Raw genomic sequence first — 4,104 nt, forward strand, 5'->3', positions numbered from 1 at the left:
ACCTGGAGAGTCTCTGAGCAAGAGGTATGAGCAGATGCCTTTGTGCTGTAGATTGCCGTGTATTGTGAACAAGTAACCGAACTGTACAGCGCTGACTCTGGTTGATAAATGTGATTAACTTATCGATGACCATTTGATTGTTGAATAAAACACTATCCAACTCAGGACCGAAAAAACAAATTTCTTGCCTAGCTGACTCAATGAGTTCGATAGTGTATTGGCTTGCATATTCCCGACTGTCGAATGGGATTGCTGGATCGTCAGTCGGGATAGCTTCAATCATTGTTAACCGTTTGTTGCTTGTTCTGCCGCGTTACCCAGATAATTAGCGGGAGTCATTGCCTTTAATTTATCCTTGGCTTCTTGAGGCATATCCAGTCCATCAATGAATGCTTGCATGATGTCTTTATTAACGCGCTGGCCGCGAGTTAAATCTTTCAGCTTTTCATAAGGATTTTCAATACCGTAACGACGCATTACTGTCTGGATTGGTTCAGCTAATAATTCCCAGTTAGCATCCAAATCAGCGGCCATAACTTCTGGTGCTGGATCGAGTTTACCAATACCTTTCAAGGCGGAGCTATATGACAATAAAGAGTGTGCAAAACCGACACCTAAATTACGTAACACAGTCGAGTCTGTCAGGTCACGTTGCCATCTGGAAATAGGCAGTTTCAGAGCCAAATGATCAAACACGGCATTCGCTATGCCGAGGTTACCTTCAGCATTTTCAAAGTCGATAGGATTGACTTTATGAGGCATGGTGGATGAACCAATTTCGCCTTTCACTGTTTTTTGCTTGAAATAACCGATAGAAATATAGCTCCAAACATCACGGCAAAAATCAATTAATACCGTATTGAAGCGAATCATTGCCTGGAATAGTTCAGCCATGTAGTCATGGGGTTCAATCTGCGTGGTGTATTTATTCCAACGCAGTCCCAGTCCTGTAACAAACGCGTTTGCCATCATCGGCCAGTCAACATCAGGGTAGGCGGCATAGTGAGCGTTGTAGTTACCGACTGCACCATTCATTTTCCCGTAGAGTAAAACTGCAGCCACATGAGTACGTTGTAACTCGAGACGTTGAACCACATTAGCCAATTCTTTACCCAGAGTCGTAGGCGATGCTGGCTGGCCATGAGTGCGTGACATCATCGGTGTATCAGCGTGTTGCTGTGCAATCTTACGAATAGCAGCAATGACCGTATCCATTTCAGGCAAAATGACTTTTTCACGGGCATTTTTCAGCATGATACCGTAAGCGGTATTGTTAATATCTTCTGAAGTACAAGCAAAGTGAACAAACTCGCTAACAGCGTTCAGTTCTGCATTGTCTTTAAATTTTCTTTTGATGAAATATTCAACGGCCTTAACGTCGTGATTGGTTTCACGTTCGATATCTTTTATTTCTTGGGCATCTTCAACAGAGAAGCTATTGATGATGTTGTCTAAAAAAGCTTCTGCTTCTTGACTAAGTTTCGGTACTTCCTGAATACTGGCATTGTTACCGAGTAAATGTAGCCAGCGAAGTTCTACTTCTACACGGGCGCGCAGAAGTCCATACTCACTAAAGAATGGGCGTAGCGCTTCAGTTTTTCCGGCATAGCGGCCATCAACCGGTGAAATCGCGGTCAAAGCGGTTAAATCCATGAATACTCCGATGAAAGATTTAGTTAATAAATTTGTGCGAAATTATAGCAGAGTTCGCTCGTGCTAAACGCTTTCAGGTAAAATGTCACCGTTTCATTCTCAAACTTTGGGGTACACATACGTGCTGAAAGAATATCAATCGCAAGTTGAAGAACGCGCCAAACTTGGCTTACCACCGTTACCACTTGATGCTGAACAGGTTTCTACCTTAGTTGAACAGCTCAAATCCGGAAGCGATGACAGTGAAGAATTATTAGAACTTCTTATTCATAGAGTACCGCCAGGTGTAGACCAAGCGGCCTATGTGAAAGCCGGCTTCCTCACTGATATCGCAAAAGGTGAAGTGACATGTGCATTGATTTCTCCTGTAAAAGCGACCGAGTTACTCGGAACGATGATGGGGGGCTACAATGTGCAATCATTGATCCAGCTACTCGATATTGAAGAAACAGCCGCGACTGCTGAAAAAGCCTTATGCAAAACATTGATGGTTTATGATGCCTACCATGATGTGGTTGAAAAAGCAGAGAATAATGAGTACGCCAAGCGCGTATTACAATCTTGGGCTGATGCAGAATGGTTTACCTCCCGTCCTAAATTAGCTGAACAGATCACGTTAACCGTATTTAAAGTGCCAGGTGAGACAAATACGGATGATCTATCACCCGCGACAGAAGCCTGGAGCCGTCCTGATATTCCACTGCATGCTAAAGCCATGCTTGTCAGCAAAATGGATGACCCTATTGGCGACATCGAGAAGTTGAAAGAAAAAGGCCATCCACTGGCGTTTGTCGGTGATGTTGTGGGTACCGGGTCATCACGTAAATCAGCCATTAACTCTGTGTTGTGGCATATGGGACATGATATTCCCTATGTGCCTAACAAACGCCAGGGTGGCGTTATTCTCGGTAATAATATTGCTCCTATCTTCTTTAATACTGCGGAAGACTCTGGTGCAATGCCAATTGAATGTGATGTCCAGAATATGGAAACTGGCGATATCATTACCATTCTGCCTTATGAAGGCAAAATATTAAACGAAGCGGGTAATGTCATCAGCGAATTTAGTATGCGTCCAACCACGCTGGCTGATGAGGTCCGTGCCGGTGGCCGTATTCCATTAATCATTGGTCGTGGTCTGACAGATAAAGCCCGAGAAACCCTCGGTTTAGAGCCATCGGATATTTTTGTACGCCCAGTCGAACCTGTGGATACAGGTAAAGGCTTTACATTAGCGCAGAAAATGGTCGGTCGTGCTTGTGGTGTTGAAGGTGTTCGTCCTAACAGTTACTGCGAGCCTAAGGTCACCACCGTTGGTTCTCAGGATACAACCGGTGCGATGACACGTGACGAGTTAAAAGAACTTGCCTGTTTAGGTTTTTCTGCTGATTTGGTTATGCAATCTTTCTGTCATACCGCTGCCTATCCAAAACCGGTTGATATTAAATTACAGCATGAGTTACCGGACTTTATCAGTACACGTGGTGGTGTTTCATTGCGTCCTGGTGACGGTATTATCCACTCTTGGTTAAACCGCATGATTTTGCCTGATACCGTCGGTACTGGTGGTGACTCACATACGCGTTTCCCAATTGGTATCAGTTTCCCGGCTGGCTCAGGTTTAGTGGCGTTTGGTGCAGCTTTAGGGGTTATGCCGTTAGATATGCCCGAGTCCGTACTAGTTAGATTTAAAGGTGAAATGCAACCAGGTATCACATTACGTGACTTAGTTAATGCAATCCCATACGCTGCTATTCAACAAGGATTGCTGACTGTTGAGAAAAAAGGTAAGAAAAATATTTTCAATGGTCGTGTGTTGGAAATTGAAGGTTTACCTGATCTCAAAGTAGAGCAGGCATTTGAATTATCTGATGCTTCGGCTGAACGTAGTGCAAATGGTTGTACCGTGCGTTTGAATAAAGAACCTATTATTGAGTTCTTAAATTCAAATATGGCGCTGATGGAATGGATGATTGCGGAAGGGTATCAGGACGAGCGTACTTTGCGTCGTCGTATTGATAGCATGAAAGCCTGGTTGGATGATCCACAGTTATTAGAACCTGATGCTGATGCAGAATACGCTGCAGTCATCGAAATTAACTTGAACGAAATTAAAGAGCCTCTATTGGCTTGCCCGAACGATCCTGACGACATCAAACCGTTGTCTGAGCTTCAAGGTAATAAAATCGACGAGGTGTTCATTGGTTCATGTATGACCAATATCGGTCATTACCGCGCTGCAAGTAAAGTGTTGGAAAATATGCGTAACTTACCTGTTAAGTTATGGATTGCTCCGCCTACCAAAATGGATAAATTCCAGCTGACCGAAGAGGGCGTATATAGTACGTTTGGTCGTGTTGGTGCTCGTACAGAAACACCGGGTTGTTCCCTGTGTATGGGGAATCAGGCACGTGTAGCTGATGGCGCGACTGTTGTTTCGACATCTACACG

3 protein-coding genes are annotated in these 4,104 nt (G+C 44.1%); 1 reads left to right on the forward strand and 2 read right to left on the reverse strand.

The features are described from left to right. On the reverse strand, positions 1 to 283 hold a 283-nt coding region (locus B4K20_RS06395), incomplete at its 3' end, for a hypothetical protein (protein WP_289282292.1). 2 nt (positions 284 to 285) lie between these two features. Continuing rightward, a complete protein-coding gene (gene purB, locus B4K20_RS06400) occupies positions 286 to 1,653 on the reverse strand; it encodes an adenylosuccinate lyase (protein ID WP_286304459.1) in 1,368 nt (455 codons plus the stop codon). A 121-nt stretch (positions 1,654 to 1,774) separates the two neighbouring features. Here purB and acnB point away from each other — a divergent pair. Then, positions 1,775 to 4,104: bifunctional aconitate hydratase 2/2-methylisocitrate dehydratase (gene acnB / locus B4K20_RS06405; protein WP_289282293.1), on the forward strand; the 2,330-nt coding region annotated here is incomplete at its 3' end.

Origin of the sequence: Methylophaga sp. UBA5088, from assembly GCF_002414625.1 — a bacterium.
GTDB lineage: Bacteria > Pseudomonadota > Gammaproteobacteria > Nitrosococcales > Methylophagaceae > Methylophaga > Methylophaga marina.